The organism is Streptomyces zaehneri (assembly GCF_032248645.1).
Lineage (GTDB): Bacteria > Actinomycetota > Actinomycetes > Streptomycetales > Streptomycetaceae > Streptomyces > Streptomyces coriariae.
In genome coordinates this window covers 1-17,046 of the sequence record NZ_JASTTJ010000024.1, presented here as the reverse complement: position 1 = coordinate 17,046, position 17,046 = coordinate 1, and the positions used below count along the sequence as shown (strand labels likewise).

The window sequence follows — 17,046 nt, the reverse complement described above, 5'->3', positions numbered from 1 at the left end:
GCACAACGCCTCACCGCACCTCGCCTCACAGCTCCAGCCGCACGGCATCCCGTATCACCGCACTGCGGTCGCCCTTCGGCCCGCGCTCCGTCGGCTTACGGACACCGCACCGTCACACCGGAGGGGAACGACTTCCCCGTCCCCTCCCCAGGCCCGATCCGTCTCACCGCCGCGCGCGGTCACGACGCGGAAGGACGACGTGCGCCGTGTCCCTGCTGCCCCTCGACGACCCCGCGTCCCCGCCGCCGCCCCGGCCCCCGCTCGCGGAAGACCGCCGCCGCCCCCTGGCCGCCACCGCCACCCGCCGGGCCCTCACCCTGTCCCCGGTCCTGCTGCTCGCGGTGTGGGCGGTGATCGACTGGCACGCCGTGCGAGACGGCACCGCCCTGCTCGCCACCGCCGACCCCTGGTGGCTGCTGGTCGGGCTCCTCTTCACCTGTCTGGGCTCGGTCGCCGCGGCCTGCGTCCGCCAGGGGGCGATCCCGGACCGGCTGCCACCTGGTCTGCTGGTGGCCTCCCAGATCGCCGCGGGCGCCGCGAACCACATACTGCCCGCGAGCATCGGCGCCCACGCGGTCACGGTCCGCTTCCTGCGACGCCAGGGCGTCGCACTCCCCCGCGCCACCGCCTCGATCGCCCTGTATTCCCTGGTCAGAGCTGTGGCCAAGACACCCGTTGTGCTGATCTTCCTGCTCGCCGCGCCCAGCGCCGTACCTCCCGCCAGGCTTCTCCCGGAGGGACGGACGCTGCTCCTGGCCGCCGCGGGCCTTCTGCTGGCCCCCGCGGCGACCGCGGCGCTACTCGTTCTCGTAAGGCCGCTGCGCGGCCCCGCCCTGAACTTCGTCCGTACGGCCCTCACCGATGCCCGGCGTCTGCACACCCGCCCCGCCCGCTTCCTCCCCCTGTGGGGCGGAGCGGTCGCGGCGCCGCTGATCCAGGCGAGCGTGGTGGCCTCGGTGGGAACGGCGCTGGGCCTGCCCCTGTCCTGGCCGCAGTTGCTCTTCGCGTTCCTCGCGGCAAGCACCGCGGCCGGCGCCGTCCCCGCACCCGGCGGTATCGGCCCGGTCGACGCGGCCCTGGTCCTCACGCTGGCCGGCTACGGCACCCCGCTGCCCCTCGCGACGGCGACGGTCATCGGCTACCGGGTGCTGACGGTGTGGCTTCCGCTGCTGCCCGGGATGCTGGTGCTCTCGGCGCTCGTACAACGCAAGCACCTGTGAGCCGTAAAGCCCTCGCCGCCAGCCTCCGCCGTCCGGCCTCGCCGTCAGCCCCTCCCGTCAGCCCTCGCCGTCCGTCGCCAGCCGCAGCGAGATGCTGTTGATGCAGTACCGCTGGTCGGTCGGGGTCGCATACCCCTCGCCCGCGAACACGTGTCCGAGGTGCGAACCGCACCGGGCGCACCGCACCTCGGTGCGCAGCATCCCGTGCGAGCGGTCCTCGATGAGCTCGACGGCGTCGGTGTCCTTCGGGTCGAAGAAGGACGGCCAGCCGCAGTGGGAGTCGAACTTGGTCTCCGAGGTGAACAGTTCGGCACCGCAGGCGCGACAGGAGTAGACGCCCTCGGCCTTGGTGTCGGTGTACTCACCGGTGAACGCGGGCTCGGTCGCGGCCTGCCGCAGTACGGCGTACTCGCCCGGGGTCAGCTCCGTCCGCCACTGCTCGTCCGGCTTTTCGACGTCGTACGACATGAGCCTCAGCCCCTTACTGGGAAAGACGGTCCAGAATGCGCGGGCCCAGGTCCGTCACGTCGCCCGCGCCCATGGTGAGAACGAGATCACCCGCCTTCGCCATTCCCGCCACGGCCTCCGGTGCCAGGTCCTTGTCGTGCACCGCGGTCACGTCCGCGCCCGCCGCCCGGGCAGCGTCGATGATCAGCTCGCTGGTCACGCCCGGGATCGGGTCCTCGCGGGCGGGGTAGATGTCGAGGACGACGGAGGCGTCCGCGAGGGCCAGCGCCTGCCCCATCTCCTTGCCGAGCTCCTGGGTCCTGGAGAACAGGTGCGGCTGGAAGAGGACGAGGATGCGGGCGTCGCCGACCGCCGCGCGCATCGCCTCCAGGTCGGCCGTCATCTCCGTCGGGTGGTGGGCGTAGGAGTCGATGACCTGGACGCCCGCCTCCTCGCCCTTGAGCTGGAGCCGGCGCTTGACGCCCGTGTACGCGGCGAGGGCGGGGGCCAGTTCCGCGGCCGGGACGCCCAGGGCGACGCCTGCGGCCAGCGCGGCGACGGCGTTGTGCGCGTAGTGGCGGCCGGGCACGGAGACCGTGAAGGTGAGCCGCTGCCCGTCGAGCAGCACGGTCACCTCGCTCTTCAGCCCCTGCGGGACGACGGACAGCACCCGCACGTCGGCGTCCTCGGCCTCGCCGTAGGTCACCACCCGCACACCCCCGACCCGCCGGGTCAGCTCCCGCGCGCCCTCGTGGTCGGCGGCGATCACCAGGGTGCCGCCGGGCACGATCTTCTGGGCGAAGGTCTCGAAGGACGCGTAGATCTCGTCCATCGAGGCGTAGTTCGCGTGGTGGTCCAGCTCGACGTTGAGGACGATGGCGACCTCGGGCGCGTACTTGTGGAAGCTGCGGTCCGATTCGTCCGCCTCGGCGACGAAGATCTCGCCCTCGCCGTGCAGCGCGTTGGAACCGGGCGCGTCAAGGTCGCCGCCGATCGCGTACGAGGGGTTGAGGCCCAGCTCGGACAGCGACACCGCGAGCATGGACGTGGTGGTCGTCTTGCCGTGCGTGCCCGCGACGGCGATCGGGCGCGTCCCGTCCATCAGCCGGGCGAGCGCGTCCGAGCGGTGGACCACCGGGATCCCCAGCTCGGCCGCGCGGGCCAGCTCAGGGTTGTCCGCGCGGATCGCCGACGACACGACGACACAGCTGGCGTCGTCGGCCAGATGGCCGGCGGCGTGGCCGATGTGCACGGTCGCCCCGAGCGCCCGCAGCGCCGCCGCGGTCTCGGACTCCTTGGCGTCGCTGCCGGCCACCTTCGCGCCGCGCTGAGCCAGGATCTTCGCGATCCCCGACATCCCCGCCCCACCGATGCCGATGAAGTGCGGTCGGTCCATGGCGGTAGGAAGGCCGGGTGCCATGCGTGTTCTCCCAGGGTGCGCTACGACGGTTCGGTGCGCCCCCACCCTATTGCGCGAGGCTCACCGCACCCACCCAGGGGCGCGGGGCCGTATGGATGGACGACCGCGCGGCGCGGGCGGGAGCAGCCACAGCGCATCCGCAGCCGCAGCCGCACCCGCACCGACCCATCACAGGAAGCCCGTCACAGGATCGCGCTCAGGCCTTGCTGTGGGAGAAGAGCTTCAGCACCGGGACCCCCACCTTGTGCCGCGCCCGGGAGGCCCAGTCCCGGTGGAAGAACTCCTCGACGTAGTGGGGGTCGGTCAGCACGATCACCTCGTCCGCCCCCGTCTCCGCCACCAGGGACTTCAGCGCGTCCAGCGGATGGTCCTCGACAAGGCGTCCGACCGCGTCGTGACCCGCCGCGTGCAGAGCCTGCAAGGACACCTCCAGGGCCCGTACGCCGAACCCCGTGGCCTCGTCGCCCTCGGGCGTCTCGCCCTCCCGCGCCGCCTCGTCCAGTTCGCCGAGAGCCACGTCGTCGATGGCCCGCAGCAAGCGGTCCGCCTGGTCGCCGCGTGGCTGGAGCAGCACCTGGAAGGTGACCGGCTCGTCCCCGTGCAAGGTGCTGACGAACTCCACGTCGGCGGACGTCAGGGCCTTCTCGATCATCAAAACGCTTGTGAACACCAGCGCCCCATTCTCCTTCGAGGACCCCCGTGGCCCTCTCTCCTCCGTGGGCCGTCGGCGGCCCTGCGGAAACCATCCTTCCCCGTGTGCGCACGGGGACTGCGAGATTCAGTGTGCCCGCCGGACGCCAAACGGAACGGTCGATTCCGCCCTTTCGGGACCGGCGGCGCCGATCGAACCCCTATCCGTATCACGGCCGTCGATACCTGCCGAACAGGAAACCCTCCTCCTCCAGGAGGGAGACCAGCGCGAATCGCCGGGGAACCGCGACCGACGGGCCGCCCGCGATCCGCTGCGCGTCACCGGCGGCGAGCATCGGGGAGACGGTCAGACAGAGCTCATCCAGCACCCTGGCGGCCACGAACTGACCCAGCAGGCGGGGCCCGCCCTCCGTCAGCAGCCGGGTGTGCCCGAGCCCGGCGAGCGCCCTGACGACCCGGTCCGGCTCGACGCCCGTGCCGTCACCGGCGATCACCACACGCGCGCCCGCCTTCTCCGCGGCCGCGACCCTGTCGGGGGCCGCCGCGGCGCCGGTCAGGATCAGGGTGGGGACCAGCGGCGAGGTGAAGAGGGGGAGCGAGAAGTCCAGGTCGAGGCTCGCGGTCACCACCGCGACGGCCGGCGCGGGACCCTGCCCGGCCGCCTCGCGCCGCGCAGCGAACCCGGCACGCGCGCGTGCGGGACGGTACCCCTCCAGACGTACCGTTTCCGCGCCCACGACCACCACGTCCGCCAGCCCGCGCAGCGTGCCGAAGATCCGCATGTCGGTGGCGGTGGAGATGGCCTGGGAGCGCCCGTCGTGCTGGGCGGCGCCGTCGAGCGTGGACACCATGTTGGCCCGCAGCCAGGGCCCCGGCTCGCCGGGTCCGGGCTCGGGGTACGCGTAGGCGTCGGCGAGCTCGTCGAGGCTCCACTCGCGGTCCTGGGCCGCCCCACCTCCTTCGCCGACGCCCTCGCCGGGGACCCCGGGCGGCCTGCCGCCGGAATCGGTCGTCGCTGTCTGGTCGGTCACAGGGAACAGCCGTCGCATGCCAGGCAGTCTGGCACGCCCCGTAGCATGGGGAACCGTGTCGTCCTCGTCCTCCGCCCCCGGCCTCAGCCCGATAGCCGACGCGGCCCCGGTGTCCCTCTGCACCCGCCAGCCGCATGTCCCCGCGGACCGGCTGGTCGCCGAGATGGTGCCGCCGCCACGCTTCGACTCGGTCCGTTTCAGCACCTACATCCCGGATCCGAACCAGCCCAGCCAGACCGAGGCGGTCGGCGTTCTGGAGGGGTTCGCGACCGGACTCGGCGGAGCGCACGCCACCGGCGGCGCGAAGCGGGGGTTCCTCGGCTTCGGCAGGTCCAAGGCGCCCAAGGTCCCCGCCGGGCCGCGCGGCGTCTATCTGGACGGCGGCTACGGCGTCGGCAAGACGCACCTGCTGGCGTCCCTGTGGCACGCCACCCCGGCGGAGCCCGCTCTCAAGGCCTTCGGCACCTTCGTCGAGCTGACCAACCTGGTCGGCGCCCTCGGCTTCCAGCAGACGGTACGGACCCTCTCCGGGCACCGGCTGCTGTGCATCGACGAGTTCGAGCTGGACGACCCGGGCGACACCGTCCTGGTTTCGACACTGCTCGGCAAGCTGGTCGAGGCGGGCGTCGCGCTCGCCGCCACCTCCAACACGCTCCCGGGCAGGCTCGGCGAGGGCCGGTTCGCGGCGGCCGACTTCCTGCGCGAGATCCAGGGCCTGTCCGCGCACTTCCGCGCGCTGCGCATCGACGGCGAGGACTACCGCCACCGCGGCCTGCCGGACGCGCCGGCGCCGTACTCCGACGAACAGGTGACGAAGGCGGCCTACGCCACCGAGGGCGCCTCGCTCGACGACTTCCCGCATCTGCTGGAGCACCTCGCCAAGGTCCACCCGAGCCGCTACGGCGCGCTGACGGATGGCCTGAAGGCGGTCTGCCTGACGGACGTGGGGGCGGTGCCCGACCAGTCCACGGCTCTGCGGCTGGTCGTCCTGGCCGACCGGCTCTACGACCGCGAGGTCCCGGTCCTGGCCTCCGGGCTCCCCTTCGACCGGCTGTTCAGCGAGGAGATGCTGAACGGCGGCTACCGCAAGAAGTACTTCCGCGCGATCTCCCGGCTCACCGCGCTGGCCCGCGACGCCAAACGACTCGTCGAACCCCACTAAACGATCTTGGCCGTCGGGTCAAGAGCCTGTTCGCGCCAAGAATCCCTCCCTTTTGAGGCGCACTTCATCTCGCAACGTCGAGTTAACCCTGCAAACAACCTTGCAGGGTTAACGTGTTTCTTGACCAGTGGTTGACCAACCGTTGGTCTGGACTAGAAACGTGAACGGACCGAAGGGGGGCGCATGTTCCGAGGTACGACGACCCGGACCGTCCTCTCGGTCCTCGCCGCCGTCCTGCTCGCCCTCCCGTTCTTCGCACCCGCCCCACCGTTCGCACACGCGCACACCGTGCGTCAGGTCGAGGCCAAGACCCAGCCCGGAATCAAACACTCCGGCAAAGCGATGCGCCACGAGGTCGTCACGTTCCGCGACTGCGGCCGCTCCGGCGGCCCCGCAGACCCGCTGCGCACCCGCGACCGCCACCGCGCCACCACCTCCGCGCCGGCCGCCTCGACGCCCCAGGAGCCCGAGCGCGCGCTGCTGGCACACGATCCCGCGGCCGCGCATCAGCCGCCCCGGCCCGGCGACGCCCACCACCGCCCGTCGAGATCCTCGGCGGCCCACTCTCCGGCGGCCCTCCAGGTCTTCCGCTGCTGAGAGAGCAGAGCAGAACAGCAGTCCCCCACCTGTCCTGTGTCCTGCACGTCCGACGCGCCCCCACGGCGCGCCAGGAGGAGTCACCACGTCATGCAGCCCCTCATCGACAACGCCCGTACGTTCGGACAGCGCCCTGAGGAGTTCGCCAAACTCGCAGACGGCCAGTCCCCCCAGGTCCTGTTCATCACCTGCTCCGACTCGCGGGTCGTTCCCGCCCTGATCACGGGCGCCCGTCCCGGCGAGCTCTTCGAGCTGCGCACCGCGGGCAACATCGTTCCCCCCTATGGCTCGGACCGCCCCACCGGCGAGGCGGCCACCATCGAGTACGCCGTGGAGGTGCTCGGCGTCCAGGACGTCGTCGTCTGCGGCCACTCGCACTGCGGTGCCGTCGGCGCGCTGGTGCGCGGCGACGACCTCGACGGCGTCCCCGCCGTACGCGACTGGCTCGCGCACGCCGCGGACGAACCGGGGACCGCCGACCCCGACGACCCCACGGTCATGCGGGCGGTGCAGAACCATGTCCTCGCCCAGCTGCTGCGGCTGCGCTCCTACCCGTGCGTGGAGAAGCGGCTGGCCGACGGCCGGCTGCGGGTGCGCGGCTGGTACTACGAGGTGCACACCGGCGCCGTACGCGAACACCGCGTCGACACCGACGGTTTCGAGGCCCTGTGAGCGCCGCGACGGGCCAGCGGCCCGCCGGGCGAATATCCCGGTTCCCCCACCTCAAGCAGGACTTCGCCGCCTCCCTCGTCGTCTTCCTGGTCGCGCTGCCGCTGTGCGTGGGCGTGGCCGTGGCCTCCGGCGTGCCGGCCGAGCTCGGGCTCGTCACCGGCATCGTCGGCGGCATCGTCACCGGTCTGCTGCGGGGCAGCTCGCTCCAGGTGTCCGGTCCGGCGGCCGGACTGACCGTGCTGGTCTTCGAGGCGGTGCAGGAGTTCGGCCTGCCCGCCCTCGGAGTGATCGTCCTCGCCACGGGCGTCCTCCAGCTCGCCATGGGCGCCCTGAAACTGGGCCGCTACTTCCGGGCCATCTCGGTCTCGGTCGTCGAGGGCATGCTGGCCGGAATCGGCCTGGTGCTGATCGCCGGTCAGCTGTACTCGATGGCGGGCGCCAAGGCGCCGTCGTCCGGCCTCGGGAAGATCACCGGACTGCCCGAGGCCGTCGTGGACGCGGTCGGCCGTACCTCCGCGCTGGCCTCGCTCGCGATCGGCGCCGGCACCATCGCGGTGCTCGTGTTGTGGAAGCGGTTGCCGGCGAAGGTGCGTACGGTGCCCGGCCCACTCGCCGCGGTGGGCCTGGCCACACTCGCCTCCCTGCTGCTGAACCTGCCCGTGGCCACGGTCGAGGTGCAGGGCCTGCTCGGTTCCGTCCAGCCGCCGTCGTTGAGCTCCTTCGGCGAGCTGGCACACGTCGGCCTGCTCGGCACGATCGTCGCGTTCACCCTGATCGCGTCCGCCGAGTCGCTTTTCAGCGCGGCTGCGGTGGACCGGCTGCACGACGGTCCGCGCACCGAGTACGACAAGGAGCTGATGGCACAGGGCGCGGGCAACGCGATCTGCGGGGCCCTCGGCGCGCTGCCGATGACCGCGGTGATCGTGCGCAGCGCGGCCAACGTGCAGGCCGGCGCGCGGACCAAGGCGTCCCGTGTCCTGCACGGCGTGTGGCTGCTGCTGTTCGCGGCCCTGCTGCCGAACGTGCTGGCGTACATACCCGTCCCGGCGCTGGCCGGCATCCTCGTGCACGCGGGCGCCAAGCTCGTGCCCGTGCGGGGACTCGTGGGGCTGTGGCGCGAGCACCGCGGCGAGGCGCTGATCCTGGTCGTCACGGCCGTGTCGATCGTCGTGGTCAGCATGTTCGAGGGCGTGCTGATCGGTCTCGCACTCGCCGTGGCCAAGACGGCCTGGGAGGCCTCGCACATCAGGCTGGAGATCGTCGACAAGGGCGCCGGCCCCGTCCAGGCCCATCTGTCGGGCAACGCGACGTTCCTGCGTCTGCCGAAGATCCTCGACAACCTGGAGGCACTCCCGCAGGACCGCCCCGTCGAACTGGACCTCTCCGGTCTGCACCATCTCGACCACGCCTGCCGTACGGCGCTGGAGACCTGGGCCGAACGGCACAGCGCGGTCGGCACGGAGCCGGTGAAGGTCACGGAACCCGTGACGACCGTGTAGCCCGCCCAGCCCCTGTCCGGCCCGGGACTCGGGGCGTGGCCCCGGGCCGGACAGCGGGCATATCGTTACAGGACAGACAGAAGCAGACGGAAACGCTCTTACGGTCCTCTTGCCGAGGAGGTCGTCATGCTCCAGGAGCTGCTGGGCGTCGCCGCGGCGGTCGCCGCAGGAGGCCTCGTGTACGTGGGGGCGGCTGCGCGGGTCGTCAAGCAGTACGAACGCGGGGTCGTCCTCCGGCTCGGCCGGCTGCGCGGCGAGGTCCGTCAGCCGGGGTTCACGCTGGTCGTCCCGGCCGTGGACCGGCTGCGCAAGGTCAACATGCAGATCGTGACGATGCCCATCCCCGCCCAGGAGGGCATCACCCGCGACAACGTGACCGTGCGGGTCGACGCGGTGGTGTACTTCCGGGTGGTGGATGCCGCCGCCGCGGTCATCAACGTCGAGGACTACCGCTTCGCCGTCTCGCAGATGGCGCAGACCTCGCTGCGGTCCATCATCGGCAAGAGCGAGCTGGACGACCTGCTGTCGAACCGGGAGAAGCTCAACGAGGGCCTGGAACTGATGATCGACAGCCCCGCCATCGGCTGGGGCGTGCAGATCGACCGGGTGGAGATCAAGGACGTGTCCCTGCCGGACACGATGAAGCGCTCGATGGCCCGGCAGGCCGAGGCCGACCGTGAGCGGCGGGCGCGGATCATCAACGCCGACGCCGAGCTCCAGGCGTCGAAGAAGCTCGCCGAGGCGGCGAAGGAGATGTCCGAGCAGCCCGCCGCGCTCCAGCTGCGGCTGCTCCAGACGGTGGTGGCGGTCGCCGCCGAGAAGAACTCCACCCTCGTCCTGCCGTTCCCGGTCGAACTGCTGCGCTTCCTGGAAAAGGCCCAGCAACCGCTCCCACAACAGCCACAGCCACAACCGCCGCTGCCGCCTGCACCGCCACCCTCCCCGAAGGACGTGGAGAAGTGACACGAGCTACGCGCGTGGTTCCCGGGGCGCACTCCGGGTGATAGACACAGCGGGATCACAGTTCCTGTCCGCCAGCAGGAAGGTTTCCCCATGTCTGCGACACGACGTCAGATCCTCGCCGGTACCGGTGCCCTGGGAGTGGGTGCGAGCATCGCGTTCACCGGCGCCCTCTCCGATCTCTTCGCGGGCACGGCCGCCGCGCAGGGCCTCGGCCACGACGGCTACGGCCCTCTCGTACCCGACAAGGACGGCCTGCTCGACCTTCCCGCGCACTTCCGCTACCGCGTCCTCTCCCGCGAGGGCGACCCGCTGCGCTCCGGCGAGGGCCCGGTGCCCTCGAACCACGACGGCATGACCGCCCTGCCGGGCCGGGGCGGCCGCGTCCACCTGGTCCGCAACCACGAGAACCGCCCCACGGCGAAGTTCCCCGTCCCCACGGTCGAGGGCCTGACCTACGACCCGGCGGGCAAGGGCGGCTGTACCGCCCTGACGCTGGACTCCCGGAACAACGTGCTCGCCGAGCGGGTGGCCATCGCCGGTACGGCCGTCAACTGCGCGGGCGGGCCCACCCCGTGGCACACCTGGCTGACCTGCGAGGAGACCGAGGACAAAGCCGGCACAAACGGTTACACAAAGGATCACGGCTTCATCTTCGAGGTCGACCCGTCCGACCCGCGCCGCAGCGGGGCCGTCCCGCTGACCACGATGGGCCGCTTCCAGCACGAGGCGATCGCCGTCGACCCACGTCTCGGAATCGTTTACGAAACCGAGGACGCGTTTCTGGAGCCGTTCGGCCTTTTCTACCGCTTCCTCCCGAAGAAACCGCTGGGCGGGGCAGGCTCGCTGCGCGCGGGCGGCCGCCTCCAGGCGATGCGTGTTCCCGGCGTGCCGGACCTGTCCTCGATCCAGGAGACGGGCGCCACCTTCGACGGCATCGAGTGGGTCGACGTACCGGACCCCCTCGCCGTCGAAACCCCGGTCCGCCTCCAGGACTTCGGCCCGAAGGGCATCACCCACGCCCAGAAGCTCGAGGGCTGTTACTGGGGCGGGCGGTGCGTGTACTTCGTTTCGTCGTTCGCGCGCGGCTCGGACGGCTCGGCGGCCGACCACTTCGGCCAGATCTGGCGGTACGACCCGAAGGTCCGCCGCCTCACCCTCGTCATCGTCTTCGGCCCGGACACGGACATCCAGCTCCCGGGCGAGTCCCCGGACAACATCTGCCTGGCGCCCAGCGGCGGCCTGATGGTCTGCGAGGACGGCAACGGCGCCCAGCACGTCTTCGGCGTGACCAGGGGCGGCGAGGTGTACGCGATGGCGCGGGGCCGCCAGAACATCGGAACGCCGCAGGCCCCGGAGTGGGGCGAGTTCGCCGGCGTCACCTTCTCCCCCGACGGCGACACGATGTACGTCAACTGCTACACCCCAGGGACGACCTTCGCCGTCACGGGGCCCTGGCGGCGCTAGGGGCTGTCCTGGCGATCATGAACGGGGCCGGCTGACGAGTGCTGCGGCGGGGACGGTGCCGAGGGCGACGTAGGCGCGTTTGTCGTATCGGGTCGCGACCGCGCGGAACTGTTTCAGCTTGTCGATCGCCCGCTCGACAGCGTTGCGCTCGGCGTACCACTCCTTGTCGAAGCCGGGTGGCCGGCCACCGGTGCTCCCGCGCCGCAGACGGCCGGCCGCTTGGTCGGCTTTCTCCGGGATGACGTGCCGGATCCCGCGTCCACGCAGGTGGGCGCGGGTGCGACGGTTGCTGTAGCCCTTGTCGGCGCTGACGCTGTCGGGTGTCGTGCGAGGCCGGCCGTTGGCCGGGCGGAACACCCGGATCCGTTCCACGACAGCTTCGAGCTGGGTACAGTCGGCCCGCTGACCGGGCGTCAGGACGACCGAGAGCCCTTCGCCCTTGAACAGCGGCACCGGCACCGCGCAGTGTCCCCCAGTGCAGCGGCAGCCGCCGGCAGGTGCGCCTTTAGCCCGTGAACAGCAGGCCCGCAGCCTGCCCGCAGCCGCGCGATGTCCGCAACCCTGGGCCAGTGGCGCCCGCAGGAGCGCGCGCACCGGCGACAGATGCGTCACAAGTGCGCGATTTACGCGTTCGGGTCCCAGTCTGCGAGCTGCTCCATGGGCTCGGTGTCGCCGGTGGTCTCCAGGCCGTCGAGCGGGACGCGCGCGTAGAAGTAGAGGACCAGTTCGCTCGCCGCGCCTCGCATCGCCATGTCGCCCGGCTCCGCGTCTGCGGCGAGGTCGTCGCAGCGGACGCCGTCGGCGTCGAGGGTCAGGCGCCAGCAGCGGCCCTCGGTCGTGTGCAGGTCGATGGTTGCCGGCTTGAACGGCCAGGGGACGGTCGTCGCCGAGACGGTCGTCAGGAACTCGTCGACGCCCTCGACCGCGACGTCCGTCGGCAGCGGCTGTGCGGCGCCCTGGGTGAGCTGGGCGTCGTAGGTGTGGACGGCGAGCTCCTGGATCTGGTGCCGGGCCACGGCTCCGCTGTTCTCCGGGGCCTGCGAGCGGCCCCACCAGGTCCAGCAGCCGCGGTCCGGGCCGGCCTCGCGCATCGCGTCGAGCATGAGCTCGGTCGACTCGGCGAGCCAGGCGTCCAGGGCTTCGTGATCGCGGGGCGCGGTCGGGGCGCCCTTCGGGTCCGTCCTCGCCGGGGGCTCAGCGCCCGGGCCCGCCGCGACGATGGCGGCCTGGCGGCGGCGGCCGTCACCGAGGTGCTGCGCCAGTTCGCGCAGCGTCCAGTCCGGGCAGGTCGGGACCTGGACGTCGAGGTCGGGGGCGGACGCGATCGCAGCGCGGAACGCGGCCGAGCGGTCTTCGATCAGCCGCAGGACCTCGGGGAACTCCAAGATGTTTCGCACGGCGGTTGTGTATCACGGCGCTCCGGCCGCGGGGTAGCGAATTTGTCCGACACCGTCACCGCCGCAGCACTCGTCAGCTGGCTCCGCTCATGATCGCCAGGACGGCCCCCGGTCCGGATCCACGAGGTCAGGGGCCCCGCGCGGCCGGGCCCTGACCGACGTCCGACGTCCGACGTCCGACGTCCGACGTCCGACGTCCGACGTCCGACGTCCGGCTCCCGGCGTCCGGCTCCCGGCTCCCGGCTCCCGGCTCCCGGCGGGGCAGCTCCCGGCGGGGCAGCTCCAGGCGGGGCAGCTCCAGGCGGGGCAGCTCCCGGGCCGGTCGACCCCGATGTGACGTCACGGGAAACTCCGCTGAGGCGAACATTGCGCGCCCCGCCCGCCCGGGCGCTTCCCGGGGGCCGAGAGCCCGGGCGGGTGAACGACCGGAGGCGCGGTCAGATATCGCCATAAATGCTGGCGCAACCCTCATAACTTCATACGATGATCCTTCCCGTACGCCGCCTCGCCGCCCTCTGCGCTCTCGGGGCCGCGCTCGCCCCCCTCACCGCCTGCGGCACCCCCCACACATCACGTGCCGCGCGTCCGGCCGCCCCCGCGCACGCTTCCCTCGCCCCCGCCCGGCCCCCCACGCTGGCCCCCGGTCCGGCCGGTCTCACACCCGTGTTCAGCAACGCGCCCCGCACCGCCGGCAAGAGGGTCGCCCTCACCTTCGACGCCGACATGACCGCCGACCAGGGAGCCCGCGCCGCGGCCGGCGAACACTTCGACAACCCGGGGCTGATCGCGGCACTGCGCGCGCTGAAGGTGCCGGCCACCGTGTTCATGACCGGCCGCTGGGCCGAGGAGTACCCGGACCAGGCCCGCTCCCTCGGCCACGACCAGGGCTTCGAGGTCGCCAACCACTCCTACAGCCACTACGCCTTCACCGACGACTGCTACGGCCTGCCGACCGTCCCCGAGGAGAGGATGCGCGCGGATGTGGAGCGGGCGTTCACGGCCTTCCGCAAGGCCGGGGTACCGGACGCGATGCCCTACTTCCGTTTCCCCGGCGGCTGCTACGACCGGCGGGCGCTGCGCGCGGTGAGCGGCATGGGCGTGACCGCGGTGCAGTGGGACGTGGTGAGCGGGGACGCGTTCGCGACCGACGCGGACGCGGTGGCCCGGCAGGTGCTGGAGGGGGTACGGCCCGGCTCCGTCGTCGTCATGCACTGCACGCGCAGCGCCGCCCCGACGACCGAGCGGGCGGTGCGGGCGGTCGTCCCGGAGCTGCGCCGTCAGGGGTACCGGTTCGTGAAGGTGTCCGAACTGATCGGGGCGGCGAGCGGACGGCGCTGAACCCCGTACGCCCGACCGAGCCGACCCCGCAGGCCACCTGGACCCCGCGCGCGCCTCGCACGTCGGCCGGCGTTCGGACTCGTACGTCGTCATCGCTTACGTACGCTGGAGGGATGAGCGACGACAGTGACCGGGAGTACTGCCTGATCGACGCGACCACGCCGCCCAGGGCCGACGGGCCGCCGTACGCGGAGTGCGTGCTGTGCCGGAAGCCGACGGAGCATCCGGAGTCGTACAAGGGGATCACGCTGTGCCCGGTGTGCGAGTGGCAGGAGGCGCAGCGGACTGCGTGCTCGGGGTAACCGGTTGCCCAAAGTGCCCTTCTGTCCGCGGTCACCGCTTGCCCGCGGTCACCGCTCGCTCGCGGAGCCCGTGCACTCGCGGAGCCCGTTCGCTCCGCGCGACCGGATACTTTCCGGATGGGTAGCCGGTTACCTGCCCGCAAGCGACCGATTGCCGGCGGGTGCGCCGTCGACGGTGCCCAGCCGCTGATTCGAGATCGGTTACCGGGCGGCGTGATCGCCCCCCGGACGCGTAATCGGTTACCCGCGTGTGGTCGTCCCATCGACCCGTAACCGGTTACCCACGCGTGGTCGCCTCATGGACGCGCAATCGGTTACCGGCGCCCGCTCGCTCGCCGACCCCCACAATCGGTTACCTGGGCACATCACCGACGCCCGTTCGTTTCGCTGCTGCGTAAACCGCGTAACCGCTTGCCCGACCTCCGGCCTCCCCCCCTCCTCACGGCGATCTCCTCACCGCGATCGCCGTGACGTAAGCGCGCACGCCACGGCCGTCGCTACCGCGCTCAGTAGGGCTGCCGCGGCCACGGGCAGGAGCGGGACATGGATGGTCGCCGACTGGGAGCCGCTGACCAGGCCGCTCACCGCCGCCTGCGCCGGGGAACCGGTTACCACCAGCGCCAACAGGGTCGCCAGCAGCAGTGCGGGGACCGCGCGGCCGGGCGAGCGCAGCACGGGCCAGGCGGTGAGCGCGCCCACGGCCGCGCCGATCAGGGCGCAGGTCAGGACGGCGAGCAGTCCGGCGCCGGCGGCCTCCAGGACCGGCACGCGCTTGTCGTGGTTACCGCCGACGGGATCGCTGATGAACGTGACCGTCACCGTCGCCGTCGTACCGAACACGACGGCCGTGGTCAGCGCGACCAGGAGACAGGCCAGGTGCGCACGCCCGGGTCCGGCCGCCGCCGCGACGACGGTGCGGGCGGCCGGTGGCTCGTTGCTGACGCAGATCCGCACCAGCCAGGCCGCGACGGGCAGCAGGAACGCTGCCGTGTAGCCGAGCGAGTCCAGCAGCGGTTGACCTCCCTGCACGCCCACGCCCAGGAAGACGGCGTAGAGGAGGAACGGCGGCAGCCAGCGCTGCGAGCGCAGGAGCAGGGCGGTCTGATAGCGCAGGAGGGCGGTCATCGGTGGCGGCTCCCGTCCTGACGGACGCTCACCACGTGCCACGGCGGGCGGGCGGTCAGCAGCGCGCGGAGCAGGACGTCGGAGTGGGATGCGGGGACGGTGAGCCGGTGGGTGCGGTCGGCCGTCTCCTCGGTGGTCGTGGCCAGGCGGAGGGCCTCCGGTGGGAGCGGGGCGGTCGGGCCGCGCACCTCGATGATCATGTGCGGGCCGTCGGGGGCGGTGGCCGGTGCCGCTTCGGTACGGCGGTGGAGCGCGCCGTCGCGGACCGTGTACTCGGCGTCCGCCCGCCCGGCGAGGCGGCGGGGGTCGTGGTCCACGAAGACGACGGCCGATCCGGCGGCGGTCCGCTCGGCGACGGCACGTTCGAGTTCGGCGCGCGCGTCGTTGTCGAGTCCGGTCCAGGCCTCGTCCAGGATCAGCAACTCCGGTTCGGCGAGGAGCGCTTGTGCCACGGCGACCTTCTGGCTGCTGCCTTTGGACAGGCGGCTCATCGGGGTGTGGGCGTGTGCGGTGGCGCCGAAGCGGTCCAGCCAGTCGCCCGCGGCGCGCTCGGCCGCCGCACGGGACAGGCCGTGGACCGCGCCGAGGTGGGTGAGGTAGCCGAGGGCGGTGAAGGGGAGGGCGGCGGGGAAACGTTCGGGAACGTACGCGGTTCGGGGAGCGCCGGTGACCTTGCCCTCGGTCGGGGAGTCGACGCGGGCGAGGAGGCGGAGCAGGGTGGACTTCCCGGTGCCGTTGGGGCCCTCGATGCGGGTGAGGGTGGCGGGCGTCGGGTTCAGGTGCACGTCGCGGAACACCCAGGGGCCGCGCAGGCCGTAGCGGCGGCCCACGGCCTCCAGCCGTAGCTCACGTGGCATGCGGACCGTCCTTTCACTCGCGGCTGCGGGGATCTTCCACCTGGCAGACTGGAGGACGTGACCAGTGATCCGGCCGTTCCCGGCGACAGCCCTTTCCGTTCCGAGCGTTCGACACGGGACGAGGCGCCGCAGTTCGTCCTGCCCTTGGTGGTCCGTATCGAGCGTGCCGACCCGCCGGCGCGCACGGACGCGCTGGAGACGGCCGCGCGCGCCGTGCTGACCCTCCTCGCCGACGAGCGTGCGCTGGGCGAGGGCGAGTGGGCGGCGGACGTGCGGGACTGGCAGGACGCCCGGATCCGCAAGGTGGTGCGGCGGGCGCGGGGCGCCGAGTGGCGGCGGGCGGAGGCGCTGCCCGGCATCACGGTCACGGGCAAGGCGGCGGAAGTAAGGGTTTTCCCGCCTGTTCCGCTGGACGGCTGGCCCAAGGACCTGGCGAAGCTCCAGGTTTCCGGAACCGATCTCGAGGATCCGGAGCCTCCGGTCGGCATCGACCCGACGGCTCCGGTGATCTGGCAGAACCCGGAGGTCGGCATGTCCGCGGGCAAGGCGATGGCGCAGGCCGGGCACGGCGCGCAGCTCGCCTGGTGGGAGTTGTCGGACGCGGAGCGGACCGCCTGGCGCGAGGCGGGTTTTCCGCTCGCCGTGCGGACCGCGGATCCACGACGGTGGCGTGAGCTGACGGGGAGCGGGCTGCCGTTGGTGCGGGATGCCGGGTTCACCGAGATCGCGCCGGGCAGTTGCACGGTGGTCGCCGACCACCCGGCCCTGCGGGCCCGCTAGGTTCTGTCCGGCGGATCATGTGACTTTCTGACTGGTCGCTCGTTGGTTGGGTCATGGGTCGGGGGGATCTGACGAATCGCGAGTGGTTACTGCTGGAGCCGCATCTGCCGCCTCCAGGTGG

Annotated in this window: 18 protein-coding genes; 10 read left to right on the top strand and 8 right to left on the bottom strand. The window is 72.1% G+C overall.

Annotation, left to right across the window (positions count from 1 at the left end; genetic code table 11):
• Nucleotides 1-206 precede the first annotated feature (206 nt).
• Nucleotides 207-1,220, top strand: coding sequence for a lysylphosphatidylglycerol synthase transmembrane domain-containing protein (locus QQM72_RS31935; RefSeq protein ID WP_314224316.1), 1,014 nt, complete (start codon nt 207-209; stop codon nt 1,218-1,220).
• A 57-nt stretch (nt 1,221-1,277) separates the two neighbouring features.
• On the opposite strand, the gene msrB is transcribed toward QQM72_RS31935, so the two are convergent.
• The 4 genes from msrB to QQM72_RS31915 form a co-directional block, all read right to left on the bottom strand.
• A complete protein-coding gene (gene msrB, locus QQM72_RS31930; protein WP_314224315.1) occupies nt 1,278-1,688 on the bottom strand; it encodes a peptide-methionine (R)-S-oxide reductase MsrB in 411 nt (136 codons plus the stop codon).
• 13 nt (nt 1,689-1,701) lie between these two features.
• On the bottom strand, nt 1,702-3,087 hold the full coding sequence (gene murC, locus QQM72_RS31925) for a UDP-N-acetylmuramate--L-alanine ligase (protein ID WP_314224314.1): 1,386 nt from the start codon (nt 3,085-3,087) through the stop codon (nt 1,702-1,704).
• A 196-nt stretch (nt 3,088-3,283) separates the two neighbouring features.
• Complete coding sequence (locus QQM72_RS31920) at nt 3,284-3,757, bottom strand: indole-3-glycerol phosphate synthase (protein ID WP_314224313.1); 474 nt, start codon at nt 3,755-3,757, stop codon at nt 3,284-3,286.
• A 190-nt stretch (nt 3,758-3,947) separates the two neighbouring features.
• Nucleotides 3,948-4,787 (bottom strand): pyrimidine reductase family protein, encoded by an 840-nt coding sequence (locus tag QQM72_RS31915; protein ID WP_314224312.1) that lies wholly within the window; start codon nt 4,785-4,787, stop codon nt 3,948-3,950.
• A 37-nt stretch (nt 4,788-4,824) separates the two neighbouring features.
• Between QQM72_RS31915 and zapE the strand changes: the two genes are divergently transcribed.
• The 6 genes from zapE to QQM72_RS31885 all read left to right on the top strand — a co-directional run bounded on the left by zapE (nt 4,825) and on the right by QQM72_RS31885 (nt 11,126).
• Nucleotides 4,825-5,931 (top strand): cell division protein ZapE, encoded by a 1,107-nt coding sequence (gene zapE, locus QQM72_RS31910; RefSeq protein ID WP_314224311.1) that lies wholly within the window; start codon nt 4,825-4,827, stop codon nt 5,929-5,931.
• 183 nt (nt 5,932-6,114) lie between these two features.
• Nucleotides 6,115-6,528, top strand: coding sequence for a hypothetical protein (locus tag QQM72_RS31905; protein WP_314224310.1), 414 nt, complete (start codon nt 6,115-6,117; stop codon nt 6,526-6,528).
• A gap of 90 nt (nt 6,529-6,618) precedes the next feature.
• Entirely contained in the window at nt 6,619-7,200 is a 582-nt protein-coding gene (locus tag QQM72_RS31900; protein WP_171400094.1) for a carbonic anhydrase, read from the top strand.
• Nucleotides 7,197-8,699, top strand: a complete 1,503-nt coding sequence (locus QQM72_RS31895) for a SulP family inorganic anion transporter (protein WP_314224309.1) — start codon at nt 7,197-7,199, stop codon at nt 8,697-8,699. Before QQM72_RS31900 ends, QQM72_RS31895 begins: the two co-directional genes overlap by 4 nt.
• Before the next feature lie 126 nt (nt 8,700-8,825).
• A complete protein-coding gene (locus QQM72_RS31890; protein WP_314224308.1) occupies nt 8,826-9,662 on the top strand; it encodes a slipin family protein in 837 nt (278 codons plus the stop codon).
• Between the two features lie 90 nt (nt 9,663-9,752).
• Entirely contained in the window at nt 9,753-11,126 is a 1,374-nt protein-coding gene (locus QQM72_RS31885; protein ID WP_314224307.1) for an alkaline phosphatase PhoX, read from the top strand.
• A 15-nt stretch (nt 11,127-11,141) separates the two neighbouring features.
• On the opposite strand, the gene QQM72_RS31880 is transcribed toward QQM72_RS31885, so the two are convergent.
• Both QQM72_RS31880 and QQM72_RS31875 read right to left on the bottom strand, forming a co-directional pair.
• Nucleotides 11,142-11,720 (bottom strand): transposase, encoded by a 579-nt coding sequence (locus QQM72_RS31880; RefSeq protein ID WP_399079474.1) that lies wholly within the window; start codon nt 11,718-11,720, stop codon nt 11,142-11,144.
• Nucleotides 11,721-11,749: 29 nt separating this feature from the next.
• The gene (locus tag QQM72_RS31875) at nt 11,750-12,523 is read right to left on the bottom strand and encodes a maleylpyruvate isomerase N-terminal domain-containing protein (protein ID WP_314224306.1); all 774 of its coding nucleotides are present in this window, start codon (nt 12,521-12,523) and stop codon (nt 11,750-11,752) included.
• A 483-nt stretch (nt 12,524-13,006) separates the two neighbouring features.
• On the opposite strand from QQM72_RS31875, the gene QQM72_RS31870 reads away from it, so the two are divergent.
• Together QQM72_RS31870 and QQM72_RS31865 are read left to right on the top strand one after the other, a co-directional pair.
• Nucleotides 13,007-13,861 (top strand): polysaccharide deacetylase family protein, encoded by an 855-nt coding sequence (locus QQM72_RS31870; RefSeq protein ID WP_314224305.1) that lies wholly within the window; start codon nt 13,007-13,009, stop codon nt 13,859-13,861.
• A 113-nt stretch (nt 13,862-13,974) separates the two neighbouring features.
• The gene (locus QQM72_RS31865; protein ID WP_314224304.1) at nt 13,975-14,163 is read left to right on the top strand and encodes a hypothetical protein; all 189 of its coding nucleotides are present in this window, start codon (nt 13,975-13,977) and stop codon (nt 14,161-14,163) included.
• A gap of 453 nt (nt 14,164-14,616) precedes the next feature.
• Here QQM72_RS31865 and QQM72_RS31860 read toward each other — a convergent pair whose 3' ends face one another.
• Both QQM72_RS31860 and QQM72_RS31855 read right to left on the bottom strand, forming a co-directional pair.
• On the bottom strand, nt 14,617-15,288 hold the full coding sequence (locus QQM72_RS31860) for an ABC transporter (protein WP_314224303.1): 672 nt from the start codon (nt 15,286-15,288) through the stop codon (nt 14,617-14,619).
• A complete protein-coding gene (locus QQM72_RS31855; protein ID WP_314224302.1) occupies nt 15,285-16,145 on the bottom strand; it encodes an ABC transporter ATP-binding protein in 861 nt (286 codons plus the stop codon). The genes QQM72_RS31860 and QQM72_RS31855 overlap by 4 nt, the downstream gene beginning before the upstream one ends.
• A gap of 57 nt (nt 16,146-16,202) precedes the next feature.
• Here QQM72_RS31855 and QQM72_RS31850 point away from each other — a divergent pair, with 57 nt between their 5' ends.
• Nucleotides 16,203-16,925 carry a peptidyl-tRNA hydrolase gene (locus QQM72_RS31850; protein ID WP_314224301.1) on the top strand — a complete coding sequence of 241 codons (723 nt, stop codon included), beginning with the start codon at nt 16,203-16,205 and terminating at the stop codon, nt 16,923-16,925.
• The last annotated feature ends 121 nt before the right edge of the window (nt 16,926-17,046 follow it).